Consider the following 22191-nt stretch of genomic DNA (forward strand, 5'->3'; position numbering starts at 1 on the left):
CGCTCCTCGATCAAGCCGCGAGCAACGTGAGCCGCGACCGCGCATAGTCCAGCGTGCCGTTTTTCGCGTGGAGTGTCCGCTCTTCAGTCGAGCCCGGCTTCGCCAACGCGTATCGCGTCGCCGCACCATGGCGAAACCTCCGGATCTCCGAGTAGCCGTCGGCGATCGCCTGGTCAACGTGCTCGACGCCCGTGATCAGCACGTTGTCGTGTGTGCGGTACCGGGCGAGGCCTGCCTGTTTCTTCGCGTCCTTGGCGGTCTCTTCGGCGCGACGGTGCGCGCGGGCGGCGTCCTGCGTTGCCTCCCACTCGGCTTGTGCCGCCTCGTCATAGCCGCAGAACGCGAAGATCGCACGCCGCCGGCGCGTCGAGTTCAGGCCGCGCAATGAAACACCGAATTGCTCGCGCAATACACGCTTGCTCTGGTCGTTCCAGCCGGCCGCGTGGTCCAGAACTGACAGCAAAGCGCCAACGTTACGCGCCTCAACATCGGCGGCGAACCGGTTGGCCCCTTCGAACGTCATGCGGCCTCGCTCCAGCTTCGCCATCTCGACCTGCAGGTTGTACTGCCGCAGCGAGATCCGCCCTTTCTGTCGGTCGGCTCCAAGCCTGTCCAGCGACTTTTTCAGGACGGCGTCCCCGATCAGATCACGCAGGCGCTCGGCTACGGGCGACAACGCGGAGCCGACGTCCACCGGACGCTGGTACTGTTCGGGTAGATCCGGCTTGTCGACGAGGCCAGCGGCGAACAGCCGGTCGTCAACCTCCACGTAGGAGATACCGGCCGGCGCGGACTGCAGCGCGGCGACGATACCGACACCGAGCTCGGCGTCGATCTGCCTTTTCTCGTGACGGTAGATCGCCACCGCGGACTGCATGACGTCGTACGGGAGCGTGTTGCGCAGAACTGGCACGTCCAGGAGAACGGGGAACCACCGCAGGTCGTACTCGAAACGCTTAGCGTCGCCACGATAGTCCGCCAGCACCGAATCAGGAATCGGGTGATCCAGAAACAGCGCATAGGCGACATGAACCTCGTGCCGGCCGTTTACCCCGCCTGAGAGCGAGAGACGCGGCCCTTGCGACGTGAAGCCGAACAGCGCGTTTGCAACGTGGTCACAGACATCCGGCAGGTGGAAGCGCCGACCGGCGCCACGCGCGGCCTCGACTTCAGCCTGGAGCTGCTCGCCGGACAGCATCCATGCCGGCTTCGTCGCCAGCTCGAACACGAACTGGAAGACCTCCCAGCGCTTGCGCGTGACTTGCCAAGGTTGCAGTTGCCGTCCGTCCCGACTAAACCAGCGGTTGCGGATTTCTTCGAAAAGCGAGGTGATGATCGCTTCGGCCGTGCCAGGCTGTCGTACGGTCAAGATTCCGTTGTAGCGGAGGATCGGCATTTCGACGCCACCGCGCGTGAGCGAAATCTCGGTCGTTTCGTAGGCGGATAACGTTGCGTCGTGAAAAAACACGTGGAATACGTGTGCGAGGGTGTCGACGTGGATCGAGGCGTCCGGAGTTTTGATCGTGTACATCAGTGGTTGTCCGTGCAAAAAGGGGCAACCACCCCATCCGGGCAGTTGCCCCGGATTGGGAAAAATTGAAGGCGACTCGTTAGTCGATGTTGAGCAGGTTCGATACCACCGCGGCAACCGCCCAGCCATGGGAACGCGTCAGCGTCTTGATGCGAATGAGCGGTTGAGTTCGCCAGTGGTCGACGCCCAACGCTGCATCGAGCCAAACTGTGTCGAGACTGACGATCCACCCTTCCGACTGACCCCGCTCGATCGACAAGCAGCATCGCCGCTTATTCTCGCCAGCAGCCGGCCATTTGGACCATGGCTTTCGACCAAACACCGCCTCGTTTGCATACATAGACCGATTGGCGACGAACACCCATTCCGGCTCGAGCTCGGTAGCACGAAGTGAGTCCTCGATGTATCGAGCAACCTCCTCGACCGTCTTACCTTCGAGTTCAAACGCGTCCTGCGACCGCGATACCGGCCGCTCCAATACTTCAGACATGGAAACCCTGGAAATAAAAAGGGCCGCACCGAAAGGTGCAGCCCTTGATTGGCAGGCGGCCGCCCAGATGGGCGACCGTCAGTTCGATCTAATGCGTGTGGTGCCGCAGAGAACGACGTTGGTCGCGCTCCGCCTTACGACCGCGTTCGCATGCGACGATGCCGTAGCCGCAAAACACCAGCGTCAGAAGCAGTGCAACAGGACCGAAGTACATATTCATTCTCCGTTCATGGAATCCATGCCTACGATGTAGGTTATCACACCGATCACGACCAGAGCAGCGACGTTCATCGCCGCCCAGATCGAGAACTCCGAGATGGCGTGCACGTAGCCGACCACACCGACGATCGACGAGACCGTCAGCGTATGGCAGAAGCGTCCGAACTGCTGCCGCTGGTCCTTCGACCAGGATGCACGGACCAGTCGCGCGCCCAGTCTAGAGCGCGGCTTTGCCACAAGCTCGGTCACCGACACTACATCGAAGCTATCGGCCGTCGCCTGAATCAGCATTGCCTCAAACCCGTCCCACGTAGCCGTGACCGCCGGAGGCGGCTCCATTTCCTTGACCGCGACCAGCAACTCACGCATCGGGACGGAAATGAAAATGATCTGTTCATCCGGATCGTAGGAACCGCGATCGACCACCGTCAAGCCTGAAGGAAATTCGACGCGAACATCAACGAATTCCATCACGCCTCCTATCGCCGGTCACTATCGAGCCCGTCCACGAGCCTCAGACCGCCAAGCAACGCCTGGTAGCCCTCGTCCGTGTCGAGCTGCGTGAGCGGCACGACGTTGTCACCGCCGCCCGACAAGTCGCGGTGACCGCGCCGGGTGCGGAACGACACCGCGACATGCTGGCGCGACGTCGAATCCGCAACCTCGAGCATCATCCGGCTGGTGCGCAGCGTCACGCGGCACCCGCGGCCGCCCTTCGCCGGCTCGGCCACCACCTCGTGCTCACCCGCCCGCAACCGCAGGTCGCGCGCAACACGATGCAGCATCCGCGTCGCGTGGTGGGTCAGCGCAGCGTCGGACGCAACGCCACCAGCGCGCCGGTCCGCGTACAGAACTTTCGGTACCTTGAACATCTTGCCCTCGGAATAAAAAAAGCGAGGCCCCAAATGGGAACCTCGCTATGCAGGAAGAAGCCGGCGGCTGCCGGCGAATGAACGGCTCAGCGCGTGATGCGCATGCCGGAAGAGCTGCTGACGAGCATCACGCGATCGCCAGGGGCGAAGCGCTGCTCATCGGACTGAACAACCACCAACGTGCGGCCGGACACCGTGCGCACGACGACCTCGAGGCCGGCGTGACGCGCGAGCGATTCCGACAGACGCTGCGACACGAAGGCCGCACCGGCACCAGCGAGCGCGCCAGCGATGTACCGGCCGTTGCCGCCACCGATCGTGCGGGAGCCGAGAAATGCGCTGACACCCGCGCTCAACAGCGAAGCCAGACCGGAACGGTCCGACTCGTTGCTGATCGTGACGCCGCGCACGCTGACGACCGTGGCCGCCTCGATTTCTCCCGCGCGCTGAACGTCGTAGCGCTGGTAGACATCGGGCGAACCGAAGTCATACGAAGCGCACGCGGTCAACGAAGCGAGGAGCAGAACAGAGATGAGAAGCTTGAACATGACGATTGCCTCAAAAAAAGAGGGCAATCGCCCGTCAGGGAAATTGCCCTGACAGGGGAGCCGACGGATGGTCGGTTAGAGAATTACGCACGGGCGGAGCCGGTGCAGCTGGGTCGATGCGCAGAAGCGCGAGAAACAGATTCAGTGTAGGGCCGCGCGCCGCCGCCGCGCGCCGAAATCATCGAGAAAACCAACCCGCTTTCCTCTGGGCGAAAAAAAAGCGCCTGCCCGATTGCTCGGGAGGCGCTGGTTGGTATTGTATTGGCAAGTTACCACGGGATATGCGGATCCATCGGGTCCACGCCCTTGCGAGGCCTCGACTTCTTCGGTTTCGGCGCGTCATACCCGAAGCGCGCCCACGCCACCGGATCGATGGGTACCGGGTTCGTTCTTCCCGTTGCCAGGTTCACGAACACTGCCGAGTACGACAGCGACCCCGTCCGATAGAGCGTCCAGAGCAAATTGAACGCCTGGACCGAAATCGCCTGGTTGATGACCAGCGACTGCTTACGCAGCGCGTCGGCCATCGAGCAAGAAGGTGTGTCGTCGTCCTTGTCGTTCTTGGCATTCAGCAGATCCGGGAACAGATCGCCCACGTGGGGCAATCTGTCGTGCCGGGCCCGGCCGAGCTCACCAAGAATGACCTGGCCGCGATCCGTCTCATTGCCGCAGTCGAGGTAGTAACGACAACTCCCGCGCTTCGCCGCTTGGACAATCGCATGACGCGCCCGCCGCGTATCCACGCAACCCACCACGAGGTCGGCAACGAGCCGCACCCGCGAATCAACCCGACGCGGCTCTGCCTTCCACCGCGTGCCCATCAGGTTGTTGAGCCGATTCACCATGAGAAGCGCTTTGTGCTGGCCGACGTCGTTCGGATAGAACCCCTGTCTACCGACGTTCGTCTCGCTTACCGTGTCGTCGTCGAACACCGTGCATTCGATCCCGCCCGGATGGCCCAGCTCGATCATCGCGTGATGAAGCCGCGCGAGGCTTGGCAGAAAAGCGCTTCCCGTTCCGCCGGCACCGACAACCACTACTTTCCACGGCGCCCGCACCATGTCCTCGGGAATGCGATGCTGAATAGGCTCACTCATCACGCAACCTCCCGGGCCATTGCTTCCGCCCAAGGTTCCGGTACGTCCGGTAGGTTCTCGAAGATCCCTTTCACGCAGAGCCGAAGCACGCGGGATGGCTGCCGATCGCAGTTGCCCAGCACGAACGCGAACTTCACGTCATGACGGTCGTCCTTGTTGTCGGTGATCGAGAAGTACGCCGGCCACTGTCCATGCGAATGACAGTCGACGACCAGCGATTCCCCATCGGCGAGATTAGGCCGCTCATACTCGAGGTGTGACGGCCCGTGAGACAACGCATGCAACGGAATCAACCGGAACCCGCACGTATTCTGGTTCCAGACGATCCAGGCGCCGATCTCGTTCGGAAACGCCTCTCGCGTCATCGTATGAAACTCTGCGATAAGCGCCGGCGGCACGGGCCCGCAATGCAGCTCCGTCGCCTCCGAGACTTCACCGTATGGAACCGGGGTGAACTCGTGGTACATCGCGATGCGCCGCACCGTTCGGATCCAAGGGCGCACGACTTCAAGGAACACCCCGTTCCCACCGATCAGCAAACGCTCCCCCAGCCGCGTCATCGGCTCGACAGGTTCTCGCGACGGCACCATGACGGTCGGAAACGACTGCTGCAGCACGGTATCGATCGGATTCATACACCACCTCCGTTTTCACCACGCACAAGCTTCCCGGCCGTATGCGACGTTGGCACCAGCACCTTCAGCGGAAACGCCTCGCCGAACTTGCCATCCAGCATGTCTCGCCAGAACGCAAATACACCGCGCTTGTACTTCACCCGGTCGGACCCTTGGTTCGGATGGGTGAAGGCCGAATCAAAAAATGCCGATTCCAACCCGCCAATCGACTTGACCTCAACGCGAGTCGGGACCTGCGCAGTGCCGATACAGATCCGCCCGCCGTCCCACGTGTTGAAGTACGGCGGCTCGAATAGCGGCGTGTCGGCCGATGGCCGATCGGCAGTTTTCACGGAGAAGACGCGAAAGCCGCTGACCGATGCTTGGAACACCAGCCCTGGATGCGGAACGACCGCCGAACGAACACCCAACTCACTGCAGTCGAAGAACACACGGCGCATCGCCGGCGGACTCCACCACGTGACACCGGTACTGGACGAGCCGAGGACGTTCGACGGCAGAAACTCCGACTTCGGTGCGGCGTTCCGGTCGAGCTGGAACAACGCATTGAGCAACGCGTTGTGATTCACTGGTCGACCTGCCCCAATCAGCGGCCGACCGCCGCGATCATGGGTGATTTCATGGACGGTCGCATACTGATTGCCGGATCGCCCCGAATAAAAGAGGATTGCGGAATCGAGCATGACACCTCGCTGGGCCTCTGCGGTAGCAAGTTCAGACATTTGAAGACTCCTTGAGTTAAAAGGTGCACAACGCCTGAAGCAGGCGATCAACGTGATTGAGCATTCGGAAACCGAGTGCAATATCGCGGTACTGCTGCGCGATAGCCTCGCTGCTGGTGGAAAAGGGGATGAAGGTGTTGAAGTAGGTCTCTTCGCTACCTTGATGAGCGTAGTTAAAGTGATCGTCGAGAAGCCCGCCAATTAGAGCGTTCTCATCAAGGACGACCGTGGCCATCGAATAGATCGGCTGTCCGTCGACACCCTCTCCAAGGAGGTATCGTTTGCCCGCAGTACGCAGAAGACGCGTCAGCGTGGCGAGCTCCGCACAGACAGTCGCCATTTCGCCGTCCGTCGACGCATGCAGCTCTAACAACTCGCGCTCAAGCAGATAACGCGATTTCGACCGCCGGCCCATCACCTTCGGCGGTATCCGGACGGCGTCGGGGTAGATCTGCGGACGCACGACACTGGGAAGACGCCGAGCGATCGACTCTTCGTCGTCCTCGTACATCTCGCGGAGCCACTCGATCGCGGCCTCGTCGGTCGCCGATTCGTTGTACTCCCAGTAATGGCGAGAAAACTCACAGAGGAACCACCCAGGCGTACGGATCAGCCCCGTTCGGCACGAAACCCGATCGAGAATGGATAGCACCGACGGGATCAACAAGGGGTGAACCCGCTCGGCCGCCGGGCGGAACTTTGCGAGCGAATACACCTCCTCGTCTGCCATCTCCAACGCGAGATACAGTGGCGACACCAAGTCCGACTCGTCCCCGTTGCAGCGGCATTGGACCATCTCCGCTACCGACGCTCGGTCCAGGAGCACCGGAGTGTAGGAAATGTTCCTCGTCTCCATCCCGATACGTCCCAACCACGCCTTGAACGCTTGCTTGAACGCATCCATGGCGCCGGATGGCTTCTCGACATCGGCCGCGCGAAGCGGGCCATCGACGAAGTGCCTCTTCACCATCTCCGCCAGATCGATCTCAGTGCGCCACCGGTACATCCCAGCGACGGGCACACGATCCGATAGCGCCGGCAGCGTCAGAAAATCATGGGCAGATCCACGTCGGGCAACTGAACCGCGCGTCGATTCCCACTGCGGGCCGTCGACGTCAACGAGACGTGAATCAAGTCCCGGAGGACCGTACAGCATTTGGAAACCTCGTCGTCATGAAAAAAAACCGCCCATCCGGGCGGTTCTTGTTGGTTGAAGCCGTTGTCCGGATCGGACAAGGCCTTGAGCAGATCGTCCTCACGCATGGGAGCCTTTGGCACCCGCCGCGCGGACGAATTTGTAGTGCGCCACCTGGCCCTTGATCTCGGGGCCGTCGACCGCAGCGGTCGTCAACTCCGGATACTGAGCGGTGTACAGGTCACGAACCTGGTCCGCCGAGAAAGCCGGCCCGGGATCCATGAGCGCCATACCGTTGTAGGTGAACTCGCGTACCAGTGCAGAAATGCTGATCGACATGATTCACCTCACAGAATCAGCAAAGACAGATCCGTGCCGGTCGGCTTCTCGGCGGCAGCGGGCTCGACATTCGGCGATGCGGCAGCCGCACCGTCTTCGTCGTCAGCGTCGTCTGCGCCCGCGTCTGCGGCCGTCGGCGTCGATGCTTTCGACAATGCCTTCTGCGCCTTCGTCGCCTGAGACTGCTGCTGGGACTCGAGAATGGCATTGGTGACCGCCACCTGTTCACCGAGTGACCGGTGCGCAGCGGTAAAGCTACCGATCGCCGCCGCGAAGCCTTCGTCGAGCTCTGCGGCCGTCGCGTTCAGGATCAAGGGCTGTCGCAGCATCGAGTCCTTGCCACCTGCCGGCGTCAAAAACACGACGATGTTGTCGCCATCCATCGTCAGCGACAAGACGAGCTTTTCCGCGGAACGAAGTAACGGTTCGAGTGCTTGAAACATATGAATCTCCAAAAAATACACGCCGCTCGAGGCGGCGCAGAATGTCGATGCGACTCGGCCAGGGGCCGCCCGCTGCTTAGAACTTGAGAACCTTCAGGAGCTTGCCCTCGTAGATGAAGCCTTCAACGGCGAGCAACGCCGTGATGACATCCGCCTTCGACTTCGAGAACACCTTCTTGAAGTTGTCGCCCATCGCCGCGCGCAGCCCGAGCTCGTCCGCGATCACCATCATCTCGGCCTTGGTGACGAGATCCAGAAACTCCTTGTCGAGCTTCCAGTACTGCGTCAGATCGAGGTTGTGGTGCTTGCAGAGTTGCTTGAGATACGAGACGTCGAGACCTTCGATCGCCGCGACAAACATGCCGGTGACCAGCATCGCAGCTTGCTCATCCGACGTCGCGCAGGCGAGAAGCAGAGCCTTCGGGAGATCGGCCGCAGGAGCCTTCTCGTCCGTCACCTTTTCGTAGACGGATCGGAAAACGTCTTCCTTGATCTGACGCGCATAGCCCGCGATGACGATTGCGATCAGGTACTGTCGAGCGAGCGCCGCGTTCTTGCCGACGTCGCGACGCAGAGCCTTCCGCCACAGCGCCTCACGGTATTGCTTCACCCGGTCAGATTCCGCGACGACGGATACCGCCGCCGGAGCAGACGTATCGGAACCCGATCCGCTCTTGCCAGCTGCTTTGGTCGAAACCGCCGAACCCTTGGCGTCAGAGGTCGCGGCTTTCGCCGCTGCCTTCTCAGCCGTGATCCGGTCTGCAACCTTGCGCATATTGCACACAGTGTCGAAGCACTGGCCGCGGAAGGTCTTGCCGAGAGAATCCGGCAACCCGCTGACCGCGACGCCGTAGTTCTGGCAGCCGTGGCACGCCTTCGCCTGCTCGGCGCCAACGCCGTTCGCCCCGTCGACTGCAAGTTGAACCCGTGTGTGATTGTCGCCAGCACGCACGATGCGCACGGTCGGGAACTCGTCACGCAAACCCGCGGCCGTGACCTCGAGCTGCTTGTCCGTCTTCCCGTTGTAGCACTGCCGATTCGTGCAATTCCCGGTCGCGATCGACTCGCCGAACATCTCAGATTGCATCGCCGAGTTATGTGGGCACGCCGCGCAATCGGTTTTGTCGAAGATAGCGGCGGATAGAGAGCATGCCGCGCTCTCGACGAGTTTTCGCACTTCGGTGACGGACTTCTTCTCGGTGATGATCACCGGAAGTACGCGATCCTGATTTTCTTTTGACAGCGCGGCAAGCAGCTCCGCATGACCGAGAAGAATCTGGCGCGTGTTCAAGGCGATGAGGACGTCGTTACTGCAGTTCAGCAGAGCGAGACGGCTGTTGAGCGTGGGAAGGCTCCAGCCGATCCGCCTGGCAGCCTCTTCGCGATCCCCCTGACAGCGGCCGAGAAGGCGCGCCGCCTCGACTGCCTCGTCACCGGGGGACATGTCGTCACGCTGGATATTCTCGGTAAAGGCGATTTCTTCCGCCTCGACCGCGTCAACGTCTTTGACGTTCACCGGCATGTCGTAGTCATCGCCGCGCGTTTCGAGCGCGGCCTTGTACCGACGGCCGCCGGCGATGAGTTCAAAGAATCCGTCGTCGAGCGGACGGACGATAACCGGCGTATCAACACCACGAGCCGAGATCGACGCCTTCATTTCGGCCATCTTGGCGTCATCGAAGTAAGTGCGAGGGTTCCGGCCCAGCTTGATACGGCCGAGCTTGATCGTAGGTTGCTGAAGGGGTGCTTCTTGCATGTCAGGTTCTCCGGAGAGGGAACCTGCCCCCGATCGGGAGTGGTTCCCGATGGGTTTGGAAAGGAATGCCGGCGCTGCCGGCTGAGTCGATGCGTCGAAGACGCGGTAGATGAGGAAAAGATACCGCGTGAATTTTCGGGGGCTCAGCGGAAAGCCCGAAAGAACGAGCTAGCTTTCACCGGTTGCCGATCGCGGCACCCGCAGTGATTGAATAAAAAAAGGCCCGATCAAACGATCGGGCCTTGGTGTAAGAGGATGTCGCGCTACCGCGCGATTTAGAAGAGGGCCAGCTGATCGACGACCTCAAAGATACCGGCTCTCGACTGCTCGACAGCTTCGTCGAAGAGATCGCAGAGGGTATCGGCGGGACGCACTGCCGCGACCGCCGGCGCTTCGACGGAGGTTGCCACGGCGACCTCACTGCCGAGCACCAGGTTATCGGCCGGTTCCTGCTTTGCGTCGGCGTCCGGAGCCACTGCGCTGCGATCCAGCGCCAATACTTCACGCAGCGCGTCCGCTTGCCTGCGCTGCCGGAGCTTTGCCCGCCAACCGCCGAGAATGTGCGCCGGGGTATACCACATCCCCCACACTTCCATGGTGAGCGCATTCCCATGCACGACCACCGCCGGGATGTGCATCATTGACAGCTGCAGGTATGTCATATGAGCGCAGCGTGCATCGATGTCGATACAGGTCGCATGCATGGTCTGCTGGTAGTTCTGGCCGATCGACAGCAATGCATCTGCCGTTGCGATCACCATCCCACCAGCACCACATGCAGGCTCTTGCATCCGCATGAACCCCTCCTGCTCTATGGTCTCGCTCCGGCTACCGATCAAGATGCCGGCCATCAACCGAGAGATGCTGTAGGGAGTGAAGAACTGACCGGCACGGTCGTTCCCGATCTCCAACATCATGTACGTCTCGCCGAGCACGTCCGTCAGGTTTCCTGGGCACGGCAACGCTCCCGGGGGAAGGTTGTCGTCGACCCCAAGCCGATGCTCGAACGAGAGTGTCAGCTCCGCGAACATCCGGGCAAACAGTTGCAGCTCTTCGGGTTTGTATTTTCCGACGATCTCCAGGTAGCGCTTTTCCCGTGGTTCAAACTGCGGCTTGTCCACGCTGTTGCTCAACGCGATAGCGGATATCTCGACGAAATCCGCAAACACCGTGTTGATCTGATGGGCATAGCCAAACTGCTTGAGTAGCTTCACGAGTTCCGCCTGATGGGGATCGGCCGTGTGTGCAAACTTTCTTTCCGCGCTCTTTCGGCTCATGCAGCGGCCTCCAGCGTACGGACGGCTGAAACAGACATGGTGCTCTCCAGATTGATGACGGGAGAGCACGCCCGACGGGAATGATCCCGTAGGGGTGAAGTGAATGGGCCGCACACGGCCGTGAGTCGATGCGTCGTAGACGCGGTAGGTCGGTCGGATGATAAAGCGCCGTGCCAAAGCTGCTGGCACGAAATGCGGCCAAGTTCGGGCACGCTTTCGCCCCGGTGGCCAAGCAGCCGAGATACCCACAATTACGCTGCACAAGCTTGTGGATAAGTCGCGGCCGCCCAAGCCTAGCGGCGCTCGTAGCTCGATGCTCACTTTTTAAGCAGAACCTGGGCCGCGCAACCGGTTGAGCGGGGTAAGGCGAAAAGCTCCAGCAAACAGATGCGCTTTCGCAGTATTCGTAGCGTTCAGAGGACTGCATGGTTGTAGTGGGCGCATCCGTCGCCCCCGTCAAACCAACCGGGCACCCGCACAATGACCAGTCGATCCATGCGCGCTCCTCTGGACCGCGCTCGCCATCTCGCCAGCCACACCTTGTTCGTGGGGAAATGGGCCTTCTACATTTTTTTCGTGTTTCCGAGCGTGATTCTTTGCGGCGCTCTCGCGCTGTACAGCAACTTCTCGTTTCAGACGATCCCACGAGAAATCCTGGAGTTCGCCGCACAGACAGCGAACAACCCACCCGCGCAGCCCGGCTCGCTTTCGATCCAGGTATGCAAGGACAAAATTCCCGACCATGCGCTTCCGGCGTCTCCGATCTGCCAGTCGAAAGGGTTCGAGCAGCGGCCGATCGCGGCACTAGCTCGGGATCTTGGCGAACGCCTCTGGTGGGCCTATGCAATTGTCGTGAGTGTTCCGGCAGCACTCGCGATAGGGCTCGGGCTCTTCGGCAGCGATCGCGCCGCGCTTCGCCGGCGACTCGCTAGCTGAAACCGGACGCTTCAGCTTTCGATCGTGTTCTCTTCGACCTTAGCGGCGCTGGCCGCAATCGCCACCGGACTGGTCACCCAGCTCGGCCGCGGCAGGGCCTGGTCATGCCTCGCGATCCTGGCAATAGCCGGGCTGCTTATTGCGGCCGCCAGTACCGTCCGACTCGTCATGGCCACCGTTCGACACTACGAGCGCAGCCGCGCCGCGCGAATCATGCAGATGTGTCACCCGCACTGCCACGTGAAACGGCTCACCAACGGACAGTGGCTGCTGATCGACAAGGACACCGGAACGGTATACATCCCGCCGCGGCTCAAGCATCCCCCCATCAACGAATGGATATAGACCACGCATGACAACCATGAACGGCATTCCGTCAACGAGTGTCATAACACTCGGCCGCCTCGCAAGGCAACTCGAACGCGACTCACCGGCATATGCAGTTCGGATCGCCGGCATGATCACCACTGGCTTCAGCGTCCTGTCGCTGATCACGCTGTCCGGGCTCGGTCGGAACACCACAATTGCGGCAGCACTCATTCCGGCCGGGATCGTCACATTTTCCCTTGCGTCCCGTGCCGCATCCCGGATAGCGATCTACCGCAACACCCTCACCGATCGAATGCTCGGAGCGATTGCCGATAGCGATCTAATTCCAGAGTGGGCCAAGGAGGAGGTCGCGGTCGAGTATCTGGTCCGAGGCCATGTATCCATCGAGACCCTGACCAAGATCGATCTGCGCATCGTCGAGCAGCGCCGTACCGAACGACCCGTCGTGAATTCGTCACCGGGCGCGGATCGACTGGTGGCCAGGTACGGCAATGCCATCGGCAGCACCGCATCATCTGAACGGAGTGCCTGATGACGACCTACAAATCGCCGACCAAGGTCTCGTTCTCGGGCATCGCTGTCCCGGTCGATGACGTTCAGGAAAACCCCGCCGCCTTCGTCCGTCAGCTTGAGCGCGCGAAAATCAACCCTGGCTACGCGCAGTGCTTATGCCGCGGCGCGGCCTCGCCGCTGCGCCTCCAGATCCGCCGATACGGGAGCCTGTTCCATCTTGCCGGGTGGCCGGACGAGGGACCGTTGCACGACCGCCTGACTTGTTCGTTCCACAAGGATCCGAGTGACGGGGGCAACGAATCCGGAAAGACCCTGCCGGGCATCGTGGCCACCGCGGCGGGCTTGCGCGCGAAGCTCGACGTCGCCCTCACACAGCGCACGGTCGGTGCGGTATCAAAGGGCCCACGGCAAGCCGGCGCACCCCCTACCTCGCGCCGCTCGGCGCCGCTCCTCGGCTTCCTGCAGACGCTCTGGCAAGTTGCCGGGCTCAATCGCTGGTCCGGTGTTGACCGCGCGCGTAATTGGGGCGTCTGCAATGCGCGTGTTCTCGCCGAGATCAGCGACGCGGTGATCAACGGCGCGCCCGCCGAGAAGGTTCTGCACGTCATGCGCAGGTTCCATGAAGCTGATCGCACCGCCATCAACGCCGAGTTCGACGCATTTCTCGCACGCGTTGTCCAGCGCGACGGAACGAACCATCGCGGCCTGGTCATCGGCGAGATCTCAGAAATTGGCGTGACCCCTTACGGGCGCTCGATCATATTGCGACAGAGCGCAAAGCGGTACTACTGCAGTACCGAGCTGATCGCGCTCGCCGAGAAGCGATACGGCCACGCGATGCGCGCCCTCGGCGACCGCGATGCCAGGGTTGTCGCGATGCTTGTCATTGAGCGCACGCCGAAGGGTCATCACGTTGTAGTCGATCTCGCAGCAATGCTTTGCTCGTCCGCCTACATCACGTGCGATTCCATCCACGAAGTCGCGATGGCAAATCGGCTCGTGGCCGAAGGCCGCGCCTTCGACAAGCCGATCCGGCTGGACGAGGGCGCCGACATGCTGCCGGACTTCGTCCTAACGGACACTGCGGAGCCAACCCACATCGAGGTCTATGGGATGAATGGCATGGCCGAGTACGAGTCTCGCAAGCGGGAAAAGCAGCGCCTTCGGATCGCACGTGGCATCCCGGCCGTGGAGTGGGATATCGACAGGTTTCAACTGGCAGATGTCCGTTTCCCTCCCATTGCGCGACGAACCACCAAACCTTGACATCGCCGCGCCGCCGGCATGATGAAGGCATCTTCTCAACCTGGATGCCTCCTATGCACGGCAAGTCGCTCTTCCTCCATCGTGCGGTCTCCCGCACCGATCAATGGGGTCCGCAGTTTCCCGCCCTCTCCATGGCATGCCACCAGCGCGACTCATTCTCCGGCGGCCGGCAGCTCGCCGTCGCAGTGACCGACGCTCGCGGCCTGCGGTGTGCAGTCTTCACGAGCTTCGGCGCCGTCCTTGAGTTCCGTGCGTCGTGGGACGAACTGGAACGGGCCGGCACCTGGTGGCATTACGCGCGGGCATGGCATTTCTGGTTCGTCGATGACCTGCAATCCGCGCGACGAGTATTTCCTACCGAGCCCGGTCAAATCGCCGTCGCATCCTCCGAATCAAGTGACATATCCAGCACGTCCACCAACTCACTCCTGTCCCTTATTCGCATTGCGGAACAACGAGCATCACTCAATTAACTTACGCGAGCGATAAATATCCGGAAGGAGTATTCGCGCTTTTCTCGGTTTTGCCGGCCTGCAAAAACAGCAATAATGCCGACGACGAGAAACTTACAACCTTCCGACAAATGATCGAACAGCTCTATCCATGTGAGCACTGTGGCGGCCGGCCGACCGTCGGCCGATCGCAACGACTCGTTGAATGCGACGAGAATCGTCGATTCGATTTCAGCCGCTTCGGCCGGTTCGGCGGCCCGCCGAACATTGGTGACGTACTTCCTCGCCCGCCCGAGGCTCCGCTGACCGAACCGTTAGTCTGCATCTATTGCACAGGTTGCGGCATGTCGACGCAGTGGGAAGCGATCGGCGACGACGAAGCGGCCGCGAAAGACCGATGCGCCGAAACTTGGAACCGGCGAGTGAATCGACCGAAGTCAACAGATGAAGACCTGCGAAGGCTGATCGAGAGAGAGCTCGGCGCCTGCGATACGCAGTTGGTGCTCGACATGTTGTCCCGCGTGGAAGGAGACTGGAACGAGATCGGCCCGATCTTCAAGATGTTGGCGCAACGCATTGTCGACGCGACCGTCGTCACCTTCGACACGTGGCCGATTGCACCGGTGCTCGAAGACGCGGCTCGATATCGAAAACTTGTTCAACTGGCGAAGTGGATCGAGGTCGACGGCCAGGACTATGTCCAGTTCCCAAAAATCCACTCGCCGAACGAGCATCGCGATTTCCTGTTCGAAGACAGGATCGCAATCGCGGTCGACTCGATGCCTGATCGCGACCGGTGGTAGAAAACACAGCAGCACTGTTGAATCCGGCGAGAAAGCGAGCCGGATATTGTTACGTCCTCAACAAACTATAACGACAGAGATTGAATAAAAAAAGCCGGCTTGCGCCGGCTTAACAATGGTTCTAGCGATTTCCGAGGGCCTGTGCCAGAACCTGAGAGACAAGCCTATGTTACCGGGCCCGTCTTTCCTCCAGCAGGCGTTACACCGGCGATTTCTCGCCTCATTTTCCGACGCCCCCGCATAACGCCAGCCTCGACAAGCCGGCGCTCCTCGTTTCCCGACCCGCAATTGTGATCCGCGGCGTTTGGCGCTCGGATATCAGTCGCTTTGAATACCCCGTACGCATAGCCCGAGCGCGAAGATGATAGCGGCAGCAATCTGCGTTCGCCGGCGGCGCCCTGACTTCGCTCGACGCGGTAGGCGGGTGTTTCAGTCGCGATGCGCCTCACTTGACTTCGCCTGCCGGGCGCTACGCTAAGTCTGCTGCCGTCGACACTTTCAGATGACGCGTCGAGCACGCGAGCCCCTATCCAGCGGAGTACACCTCATGAGCGATTTGAACGAAAAGAACCCCGCGTCGGTTGTAGACCGAAGCGCGGACCGGCGCGACGAAACACGCCGGCGGCCCGTACAACAGCATGCCAATCTCGAAGGGCTGCGCCAGGCGCTGCTTGCTCCCCGCACGATCGTGCGCGACGAGAACGGATGGCTTACGCATCCAGCCTTCCCGGCGTGCGATGAGGATGTTCGTGCGGATCGGTTCCTCGCCGCATTTGGCATCGAATCAGCTTTCGTCTCGATGGAAAGCGATGTCGATATCGACGCATACGACCGACATCATGGATCCGGCGACTTCAACTGCAGCTGGTGGATCCCGACTACGCCGGCCGGCGAGGGTTGGCAGCTTCTTGAGATCTATGACACAGAGACAGGCCCTTACGCCCTGTTCGCCCGTGAGAAACAGCACGAGACGATGCGGGCACGCCCCGACGGCAACACCCGCAAGGCTGGGGCTCGACTGATCCCGATTGACGCGGCCCAGGCCCTACCGCTGACAGACGGCGACGCATCGGAGCGGGCCGGTGGTGACGTCCCGGCCGCCGTTTTAGCGGCGCTCGATCGAATGAGCACGCCGCTCGACGAGTCGGTGCTCGACGGTGCGACGGCGGCTGCGGACGCGCATTCGATGAAGGTGATTCGCGAATACGTCCTCGGTGGTCACGCTGGAGTGCCATCCGGGACGACGGCGTCCGACAGCGATCCGATTCGTGACCCGCGCGTCACCAAGATGGCGACGTTCATGTTCCGCATGATCTCCGCATTGCGCCGCACGACCGAATGGAAGGGGCTCGCCGCCGAGGCTCTCGGGTACCTCACCGAAATCGGCGTGAACAAGACGTACCGCATAGCCACTCGACCCGACAACGGGGCAGTCGCACAGCCGCAATCCGCTGACACCGATGCGGTCCGCGATTTCCGGCACGGCAACGCCTGAAGAAACCGTCGAGAAAAGAACGTAATGGGCTATATCAATCCTCTGTTGCAACTCCCCGCGGCTCGCGACCTTCTCGCCCTTCCTGCCGAGTCACGTCGTGCGGTCGCATCGGTACTTCGCGCGCTGCGTACGCAAGCAAACGCGGAGGCGGAAATCGCCTGGTCCCGTCGAAAGGGTCCGATGGCCGCCTATTGGCGTGCGGTGGCGACGTACGCCCGACACCTCGCGCACGCCATCGACAACGGGCGACCGGAGCCCGAGTCAGCCGCGACGACGTCGGCGAATCCGGTCGAACGGGTCGTTACTGTCCGGCGCGCGAATGCGCGTGACGGTTCCACTGTCGCTAGCATCCAGGCGCCCGAGCGAGGCATCGATGCCGATCAAACCTGAACCGCACAATCATTGTCCGGCCACGTGGCCCGCGACGCGCGCGCGCATCCTCGCAAGGGCAGGCAACCGGTGCGAGCAGTGCCACGTTGCGAACGGCGATGACGTCGTACGCGGCATCGACAAGGACGCCGGCACATTCCAACGCCTCGAAGGCGACGGCGAGGTATTCGCGGCCGATGATGGCCGCCTGCTCGGATACTGCAAGGCGTCGGAATACTGCGGCTGCAAGTGGACGAGGATCGTCCTCACGATTGTCCGCCTCGACCATGTGCACGAGCACGCCAGCGACGACAACCTCAAGGCGCTCTGTCAGCGCTGCGGCCTTGCCCATCGCGCTGAGCATCGGCGCACCAAAGCCGCAGCAACGCGCCGGGCACGTAATGCGATTGGCGACCTTTTCGACGTCGCCGTGATGGGAGAAAGCGAATGACTGCCGCCGATAGGAATCACCTGGTTGATGTCCCGACTGACCTGAACACTGCAAAGCGACTCCAGCAACAACCGCCGGCGAACAGGCCCGCGCCGGTCAGGGAGATTTTCGTCGTTCAGGCGTCCACGATGTACGAAGGTAGCGACCCGGTACGGGCGTTCGCAACCAGAGAATCCGCTGACGCATTCGCACAAATGTGCCGCGACCACGAAGAAGTGCGCACGCCCCCTCCTGGGATAGACGCGCCTGAACACGAATGGGACCGATGGACGGAGTCGGACCGTGCGTGGGAACAAACGCATCCGGCTGCTCCGCTCTCCCGCCGGGAGAGCTACGACGTCCTGACGCTCCTCTTCGACCCATCCTGAGCCGCACCGGATGCTGCATGTTGCGGCTACTATCGACGCCGCCAACAGCCTCCGCGTCGACTCGATAAGAACCCGCTGCGACCGTCACTGACTTGGCGACGGCGATGCAAGCAATCGATACAGCGCCTGCCTCGAAATCCCCAGTGCCGCCGCAGCGTGGCTCTTGTTGCCGGCAGCCGCCTCGAGCGCGGCCTTCGTTTCGGCAACGCTCGGTAAAGGTTTCTTCAGCTCCGACTGCCGGGCGAACGTCGAAAGGTATGCGTTCGCCTTCGACGGACGGCTGTGGCCGGCGGCCTCGACGACCCGGCGCTTCGCGTCCTCATGCGCTGCAGGATCTGGACGTGCCGGCGAGCCCTTGATCGGCGCCGGCACCTCGGCCACCTGCTCATAGAGCGCCTGCAGATACTCGTGACGCAGTCCGTGGCTCGTCACGCCGATGCCGCTTTTGGTTACGCCATGCTTGGCGAGCACGTAGTAGTACCAGTCACGCCACTGCTTCAGCGTTCGGCCGGCAGGAATCGTGGATCCCGTAACGCCGTTGATCAAGCGCGCCGCTTCCTCCAGGATCACGATCTTCCGTTCGATCGGCACCTCACGCGGCCGCCCGCCCTTCGTTCCGCGCGTCACCGCGAGCATGCGCGGATCGCGCACCGCTTCTGCCGGGCGCAGCATGAAGCTCTCTTCGACACGAAGTCCAAACGCCGCTTGCATTTTGAGCTGCACCGCGGTGTACGGACACGTCTTCGCGATCTCTTCGATCTTCGCCACCGCGTCCACCCCGTTCGCAGCCCATGACTTGTCTTCCGTAGCCACGTAGCTGCGTTCAAGGCCGGCGTCACGGCGATCAACGTAATCGCCGAGCGTGCCGACCAGATTCGCCTTGCCCAACCACTGGGCGAGCGCTCGCAGATACGTGAGCTTGTTCTCGATCGTGCCGCCCGACTGCTGATCCTTGACCCACCGGTCAACGAGATACTCTACGTGCTTGGTCTTCAGCGACCATGGCGTCTGCAGCGCGAACCCACCCTCGCGCAGTTCGACGAACGCCTTGCAGATCGCCGTCGCCCGGTATTCCTGCGTCTTGATCGACAGCGCGCGTTTGCTGATCCGAGTCGTGCTGTGAATCTCGGCGACATGCTGATCGAACAGCACCAGCAACGCGTCGCGAAACTCTGGCGACAGGCGATAGCGTCCCACAACAGCCCGAACGTTGAGGATCGCAGCCATCCATTTACTCCTTGCGGTCGATACCGCTCACACCCGGCGGAACTCACCCGCCCCTTCCTATCATCAATCGATCGTCCGGAGCGCGCCGCACGCATCCGCAGCGGCAGCCCGCCAATCGCGCTCCGCGAACTCGTCCACCACGATCCCAAGAACCGACACAGACGCCATTCGCGAATCCATCGTACGATGCGCGGCCGCTCGGTCAAGAACCGCTTTGCGCTGCGCAGCCGGCGCGCGGTCGATCCCGCTAACGCGATCGATCCGTGATCTGCCGGCGGCCATCGCTTCGCGCAAATGTTCCCCACATCAGCCGACACGAGCCGTGTCTGGATTGTTCGCGGCAGCCCCATAGACGTTCACCTTTTCCATCCGTTGCGCGCCCCTACCTGACGCGCCACGGCTACTTCTCTCGCCCTCGCTCGCGCGAATGGCTCCGCCGGTATCCGCCGGCGCGGTCTTGCTGCTTCCTGTCCTTTAGCGATTCCATCCGATCAGCCCGCTGCATGGGAAGAGCATGCAATCCGACTGTCCATCCTGCTTCCATGACCGACGTAGTCCGCGCTCCGCGCAAACCGTCGCCGACCATTTCGCGCCCGCTCTCCGGACGCGCTGCGCAGAGTGACTCCGCCCAGATCAGCTTCGTGGCTACCCTGCCAGCCTGACGCTTGCGCGTCTCGGCGCGGACGATCCTCGTGGTCGCCGGCGTCGGGCTATGTGCCGGGCAATTCTTGTTGCGCATTTGGGTTACGGCTGCGCCTACCGTTCGTTCTTCCAATCAGGGAATCGCGATGCCGGTCTCCCCGGATCGCAAGACTTCCCCCGCCCCCAAGCACGTTCATGTCGGCCGCGGTGTATCGGGCTTCCTGAACGCACCCAGCTCGTTCGCTGAAAGGGCGTGAGTAGACGCAATTGAGGTTGCGTGGACTGTCCGGTGTCCGGTGTCCGGTGTCCACATGTCCTCATTGCGTCCCATTGCGGCAAACCGCCGCCGATCGTATGGATATCGCACTGTCCAGGGGTCCTCAAGGTGGACCACTGTGTACTTGATTTGCTTCAGAAAAAGACCGCGTCAATGTGCGGCCCGGACATTTCACTGCGTTGGAGGCCCAAAGCGGGCCGGAAAGAGGGGCGTGAGCGCTTGGCGCTCGGTTTCGATGCGTCGATGACGCGGTAGGTGATGCCCAGAATAGGCGGTTTTGTCACGCTCAGCCGCGCGAAAGCTGGCGGGAAGTGCGCCGCTTTCCAAAACTTGACTTTGCGTACCGCTCGATAGACTGAATCACGCAATCTCGGACTTTATCCGGGAGATTCAAGGGCTCGCCATTGCAATCTCCCACTTTATGTCCGACTTCGGTAACGGCCCGTTCTCAATGTCCGACTTTATCTAGGACTTTGGTGCAGTCGCTGTGCCGAAGTTCGACTCCGGGTTCGACGTTGCACTTGCCTTCCATGAACCAGTGACCAAAGGAGTCGCCCTTGAAAACTGCAGTCTTTGCTATCGACGTCGGCTACGGCAATACGAAATACGCACACCGTGCCGCGAACAACGCCGTGGCCTCCGGAATGTTTCCGTCGCTCGCGCCGCTTGCGGCGAGCCGTTCGATCGCCGGCTACGGAGACAGCGTGCTGACCACCCGCAAGGTATCCACCATCGTGATCGACCAGGTCGAGTACGAGGTCGGCCCGGACGTTTCCCTGACTGCCGCATACGGCAATACCGGACGCGCGCTGGCGGACGATTACATTCTCACGAACAACTATGCCGCGTTGCTCCTCGGCGCGATCCACTTTTCCGGCGTAACCCATGTCGAACGCCTGGTGCTCGGCCTGCCGGTTCACAACCTGAAAAAGTACGCAGATGCGTTGATGGAACGGTTCACCGGCACGCTGGATTTCGGTGCGGGCCGCGTGAAGATCGACAAGGTGATGGTGATCCCGCAGCCGCTCGGCTCGCTCGTCCTCGCCTCCAGCAACCGGAAAGGCGGGTTTGGCCGCGACGTTGAACATCTCGTCGTCGACGTCGGTTACTTCACGACCGACTGGGTGTACGCGAGCGGCTTCGCGATGGACGACAAGCGCAGCGGCGGTATGCCGGGCGGCGCATCGCAGATCTATCAGCGCATCGCCCAGCTGATCGCGCGCGACCAAGGCGACGCGGTCGAGGACATCGAGCGAATCGACAAAGCACTGCGCGAGCAAACGCCGTTCTTCTTCTATGGGAACGACATCGACCTCGCGCCCTATCTCGAGAAAGCGCAGCCGTTGATTTCGGGCGTGGTGAAGGAAATGCAAAACAACGTCGGCCGTCTGGCAAACGTTCGTTCGATCATCCTGTCCGGCGGAGGCGCGGCACTCTACGCGTCCGTCATCCGACAGGCGTTCCCGCGGGTCGTCATCGAGGTGATCGACGCTCCGTGCCTCGCGAACGTTCGGGGGTTCCTGCTGGTCGGGGAATCGAGCGTCGCTCGCGAACGACGGTAAGGAGTGGACATGAGCGACAAGATCGAGATGACCATCACGATCAACGAGCTCGTGTCGCCGCTGCTGTTCGAGCGGTTGAGCACGTGTCCGTCGGCCCGTCGCCGGGCCGCTGTCCTCAAAGCGTTGGCCGAATCAGCGCTTCGGCAGGAATTAACCGGGAAGGCGCTCGTCGTAACGCCGGCAGTGGCCACGCCGCTCGCCTCTCCCGCATCACCCCAAGCTATGCAAGCGCGCGCAACTGGCGCCGATGATAGCGACGCGTTTCAGGTACTCAGCGTTGGCGATGGGAGCCTTGACGGCGCGAGCTTCGACGACTCGCTTCACGATCAGCTCGGGGCATGGGCGTGACAGCCCGTCGGTTCGTTTTTCGCGGCTTGCTTTCTGTACAGACCTGAGAGAATTGCTGTACGAGGTAGGTGTTCAAAACGTGTGCCAC

At 61.6% G+C, this 22191-nt stretch carries 25 protein-coding genes; 11 read left to right on the plus strand and 14 right to left on the minus strand.

Annotated elements, in window-relative coordinates:
• Window positions 1–10: 10 nt before the first annotated feature.
• The 13 genes from CFB39_RS37865 to CFB39_RS37925 all read right to left on the minus strand — a co-directional run bounded on the left by CFB39_RS37865 (window position 11) and on the right by CFB39_RS37925 (window position 11064).
• Complete coding sequence (locus tag CFB39_RS37865; protein WP_089476887.1) at window positions 11–1531, minus strand: hypothetical protein; 1521 nt, start codon at window positions 1529–1531, stop codon at window positions 11–13.
• Between the two features lie 79 nt (window positions 1532–1610).
• The gene (locus tag CFB39_RS37870) at window positions 1611–2021 is read right to left on the minus strand and encodes a hypothetical protein (protein WP_089476888.1); all 411 of its coding nucleotides are present in this window, start codon (window positions 2019–2021) and stop codon (window positions 1611–1613) included.
• 216 nt (window positions 2022–2237) lie between these two features.
• On the minus strand, window positions 2238–2711 hold the full coding sequence (locus tag CFB39_RS37875; protein WP_089476889.1) for a hypothetical protein: 474 nt from the start codon (window positions 2709–2711) through the stop codon (window positions 2238–2240).
• A gap of 8 nt (window positions 2712–2719) precedes the next feature.
• Window positions 2720–3112: a hypothetical protein gene (locus CFB39_RS37880; RefSeq protein ID WP_089476890.1), complete on the minus strand. Its 393-nt coding sequence runs from the start codon at window positions 3110–3112 to the stop codon at window positions 2720–2722.
• 86 nt (window positions 3113–3198) lie between these two features.
• The gene (locus CFB39_RS37885; protein WP_089476891.1) at window positions 3199–3660 is read right to left on the minus strand and encodes a hypothetical protein; all 462 of its coding nucleotides are present in this window, start codon (window positions 3658–3660) and stop codon (window positions 3199–3201) included.
• Between the two features lie 269 nt (window positions 3661–3929).
• Window positions 3930–4757 carry a PRTRC system ThiF family protein gene (locus CFB39_RS37890; protein ID WP_089476892.1) on the minus strand — a complete coding sequence of 276 codons (828 nt, stop codon included), beginning with the start codon at window positions 4755–4757 and terminating at the stop codon, window positions 3930–3932.
• Window positions 4757–5392, minus strand: coding sequence for a PRTRC system protein A (locus CFB39_RS37895; RefSeq protein ID WP_089476893.1), 636 nt, complete (start codon window positions 5390–5392; stop codon window positions 4757–4759). The genes CFB39_RS37890 and CFB39_RS37895 overlap by 1 nt, the downstream gene beginning before the upstream one ends.
• Entirely contained in the window at window positions 5389–6114 is a 726-nt protein-coding gene (locus tag CFB39_RS37900; RefSeq protein ID WP_089476894.1) for a PRTRC system protein B, read from the minus strand. The genes CFB39_RS37895 and CFB39_RS37900 overlap by 4 nt, the downstream gene beginning before the upstream one ends.
• A gap of 16 nt (window positions 6115–6130) precedes the next feature.
• On the minus strand, window positions 6131–7270 hold the full coding sequence (locus CFB39_RS37905; protein ID WP_089476895.1) for a PRTRC system protein F: 1140 nt from the start codon (window positions 7268–7270) through the stop codon (window positions 6131–6133).
• 99 nt (window positions 7271–7369) lie between these two features.
• Window positions 7370–7588, minus strand: a complete 219-nt coding sequence (locus tag CFB39_RS37910) for a PRTRC system protein C (protein WP_089476896.1) — start codon at window positions 7586–7588, stop codon at window positions 7370–7372.
• Window positions 7589–7596: 8 nt separating this feature from the next.
• The gene (locus CFB39_RS37915; RefSeq protein WP_089476897.1) at window positions 7597–8031 is read right to left on the minus strand and encodes a PRTRC system protein E; all 435 of its coding nucleotides are present in this window, start codon (window positions 8029–8031) and stop codon (window positions 7597–7599) included.
• A gap of 76 nt (window positions 8032–8107) precedes the next feature.
• Window positions 8108–9787, minus strand: a complete 1680-nt coding sequence (locus tag CFB39_RS37920) for a PRTRC system ParB family protein (RefSeq protein WP_089476898.1) — start codon at window positions 9785–9787, stop codon at window positions 8108–8110.
• 275 nt (window positions 9788–10062) lie between these two features.
• Window positions 10063–11064, minus strand: coding sequence for an N-6 DNA methylase (locus CFB39_RS37925; protein ID WP_089476899.1), 1002 nt, complete (start codon window positions 11062–11064; stop codon window positions 10063–10065).
• A 495-nt stretch (window positions 11065–11559) separates the two neighbouring features.
• On the opposite strand from CFB39_RS37925, the gene CFB39_RS37930 reads away from it, so the two are divergent.
• The 9 genes from CFB39_RS37930 (at window position 11560) to CFB39_RS37970 (ending at window position 17679) form a co-directional block, all read left to right on the plus strand.
• Entirely contained in the window at window positions 11560–12000 is a 441-nt protein-coding gene (locus tag CFB39_RS37930) for a hypothetical protein (protein WP_256991562.1), read from the plus strand.
• 24 nt (window positions 12001–12024) lie between these two features.
• A complete protein-coding gene (locus CFB39_RS37935) occupies window positions 12025–12345 on the plus strand; it encodes a hypothetical protein (RefSeq protein WP_089476900.1) in 321 nt (106 codons plus the stop codon).
• Between the two features lie 7 nt (window positions 12346–12352).
• The gene (locus CFB39_RS37940; protein WP_089476901.1) at window positions 12353–12862 is read left to right on the plus strand and encodes a hypothetical protein; all 510 of its coding nucleotides are present in this window, start codon (window positions 12353–12355) and stop codon (window positions 12860–12862) included.
• Complete coding sequence (locus CFB39_RS37945; protein WP_089476902.1) at window positions 12862–14109, plus strand: DUF1173 family protein; 1248 nt, start codon at window positions 12862–12864, stop codon at window positions 14107–14109. Before CFB39_RS37940 ends, CFB39_RS37945 begins: the two co-directional genes overlap by 1 nt.
• A 53-nt stretch (window positions 14110–14162) precedes the next feature.
• Window positions 14163–14582 (plus strand): hypothetical protein, encoded by a 420-nt coding sequence (locus CFB39_RS37950; RefSeq protein ID WP_089476903.1) that lies wholly within the window; start codon window positions 14163–14165, stop codon window positions 14580–14582.
• A gap of 110 nt (window positions 14583–14692) precedes the next feature.
• A complete protein-coding gene (locus tag CFB39_RS37955) occupies window positions 14693–15364 on the plus strand; it encodes a Lar family restriction alleviation protein (RefSeq protein WP_089476904.1) in 672 nt (223 codons plus the stop codon).
• A gap of 547 nt (window positions 15365–15911) precedes the next feature.
• Window positions 15912–16859, plus strand: coding sequence for a hypothetical protein (locus tag CFB39_RS41090; protein WP_256991563.1), 948 nt, complete (start codon window positions 15912–15914; stop codon window positions 16857–16859).
• A 24-nt stretch (window positions 16860–16883) separates the two neighbouring features.
• Complete coding sequence (locus CFB39_RS41095) at window positions 16884–17249, plus strand: hypothetical protein (protein ID WP_244114779.1); 366 nt, start codon at window positions 16884–16886, stop codon at window positions 17247–17249.
• Complete coding sequence (locus tag CFB39_RS37970) at window positions 17233–17679, plus strand: hypothetical protein (protein WP_089476905.1); 447 nt, start codon at window positions 17233–17235, stop codon at window positions 17677–17679. The genes CFB39_RS41095 and CFB39_RS37970 overlap by 17 nt, the downstream gene beginning before the upstream one ends.
• A gap of 452 nt (window positions 17680–18131) precedes the next feature.
• Here CFB39_RS37970 and CFB39_RS37980 read toward each other — a convergent pair whose 3' ends face one another.
• The gene (locus tag CFB39_RS37980) at window positions 18132–19274 is read right to left on the minus strand and encodes an integrase domain-containing protein (protein WP_089476907.1); all 1143 of its coding nucleotides are present in this window, start codon (window positions 19272–19274) and stop codon (window positions 18132–18134) included.
• A 1476-nt stretch (window positions 19275–20750) separates the two neighbouring features.
• Between CFB39_RS37980 and CFB39_RS37990 the strand changes: the two genes are divergently transcribed.
• Both CFB39_RS37990 and CFB39_RS37995 read left to right on the plus strand, forming a co-directional pair.
• Window positions 20751–21755 (plus strand): PRTRC system protein D, encoded by a 1005-nt coding sequence (locus CFB39_RS37990; protein WP_089476908.1) that lies wholly within the window; start codon window positions 20751–20753, stop codon window positions 21753–21755.
• 9 nt (window positions 21756–21764) lie between these two features.
• Window positions 21765–22103, plus strand: coding sequence for a hypothetical protein (locus CFB39_RS37995; protein ID WP_060321731.1), 339 nt, complete (start codon window positions 21765–21767; stop codon window positions 22101–22103).
• Window positions 22104–22191: the final 88 nt, after the last annotated feature.

The organism is Burkholderia sp. AU6039 (assembly GCF_002223365.1).
GTDB lineage: Bacteria > Pseudomonadota > Gammaproteobacteria > Burkholderiales > Burkholderiaceae > Burkholderia.